The organism is Acinetobacter sp. A2, assembly GCF_012371325.1.
Taxonomy (GTDB): domain Bacteria; phylum Pseudomonadota; class Gammaproteobacteria; order Pseudomonadales; family Moraxellaceae; genus Acinetobacter.
This window is the reverse complement of the sequence record NZ_JAAZQX010000061.1, coordinates 1-1,677: the sequence shown is the minus strand read 5'-3', so window position 1 is coordinate 1,677 and position 1,677 is coordinate 1. Positions and strand designations below refer to the sequence as shown.

Annotated in this window: 1 protein-coding gene; it reads right to left on the bottom strand. The window is 42.5% G+C overall.

Translation table 11 applies throughout. The features are described 5' to 3' along the window. Positions 1 to 227: 227 nt before the first annotated feature. On the bottom strand, positions 228 to 1,472 hold the full coding sequence (locus HHA43_RS13065; protein ID WP_168418629.1) for an NADH:flavin oxidoreductase/NADH oxidase family protein: 1,245 nt from the start codon (positions 1,470 to 1,472) through the stop codon (positions 228 to 230). Positions 1,473 to 1,677 lie beyond the last annotated feature (205 nt).

Sequence of the window (1,677 nt, the reverse complement as noted above, 5' to 3'; positions counted from 1 at the left end):
CCTATCGTCTAGAGGCCTAGGACATCGCCCTTTCACGGCGGTAACCGGGGTTCGAATCCCCGTAGGGACGCCATATTTGAAATGATACATTTCAACAAAAAGCCCAAGCACAATGACTTGGGCTTTTTGCTATTTCGGCACTCAGAAACCTTTGAGCAGTAAAGTGAAAGACTCAAAGTCAATAATCCACACTTTGAGCCTATCCACAATACATAACAGCAAGACTATTAAGCCGATTTACGCGAATTCACCTGCCCTTTAATCACCGCTGTCAAATTTCCTTTTAAATATTTAAAAAAGACTTTTAACGGAGAGAGTTTTGGATTTGGACGCTTGCCCTGAGCAATTGCCTTAAACTGGGCGGCATACCAAATAATTTCCATAATTGCCATTTTATCAATCATCGGAATGCCTGTTTTAATTTTATCAACGCCATAACGTACGTCTTGCCCTACCAGCAAGCGGTTGGCTAAATCCGTTTCTACAGCAAATGGGCGAGCAATACCAATAAAATCACATGCACCACTGTCTAACGCAGCATTCATAGCTTCGACCGTTCTAAAACCACCCGTCACCATTAAATGACATTTCACCTGGCTGCGGATCAATTCTGCAAAAGATAAGAAGTAGGCTTCACGTGCAATCGTACTAGGCTTGCGCTTATCTGCTTTAGAACCTGCCATGGCTGGGGCTTCATACGTTCCCCCTGAAATTTCAATAAGGTCAATTCCTGCTTCATCCATGGCTTTAAAAACCGTGATCACTTCTTCTTCCGTGATGCCGCCGCGCTGAAAGTCTGCAGAATTCAATTTGACTGATACAATAAAATTATCCGATGTTGCAGCACGCACCGCCTGATAAATTTCCATCAAAAAGCGCATTCGATTTTCTATACTGCCACCCCATTGGTCTTGGCGTTTATTGGTAAGTGGCGATAAAAATTGGCTAATCAAATAACCATGTGCACCGTGTAATTGAATACCCTCAAAACCCGCTTGCTCACAAATTTGTGCGGCTTTGGCAAAACGCTGAATAATATCTAAAATTTCATCATCACGTAGTTCACGTGGAGTACCAAAACTTAAAGCCAAATTAGGGCTAAATGGCACAGCCGAAGGTGCAACGGTTTCTTTGTTCAAACCCTTCGGGCACTGACGACCAGGATGTGACAACTGTACTAGCTGTACCATGTCATAACGCTTTCCTATGTCTGCCCATTGTTTGAGCTGGTCTAAATCTCGGGCCGATTCAATACCCACCACGCCTGGTTCATTTTTAGCGCGTAAATCGACCATGACATTGCCTGTAATTGCGCAACCCAAGCCACCTTTTGCCCATGCTTCATATAAACCTAAATGCAGTGTATTCGGTTGTCCTGCGGTATTGGCTAGCGCCTCACTCATTGCACCTTTAATAATGCGGTTTTTAAACGTGGTATTACGAATTTGTATTGTTTCGGCAAGATGGCTCATACCCTGTTCCGTTTTGTACTTTTTGAACTTTTACTCTAAAGATTTTTCAGAACAGGTCAATGCCATTTTGACAAATCTTATTGTCAAAATGGTTAAATCATTCAGGGCTGTTAGACTTATTTATACACCCTGTTCCTTAAAATGTAGTCAAACATAGTCAAGGACTAATTCGCACTCTGTTAATGTCTTGTTGCCAAGCGTGTAA

Coding starts and splice junctions, on each gene's coding strand:
- HHA43_RS13065 (WP_168418629.1), bottom strand. CDS start 1,472: ATGAGCCATCTTGCCGAAACAATACAAATTCGTAATACCACGTTTAAA.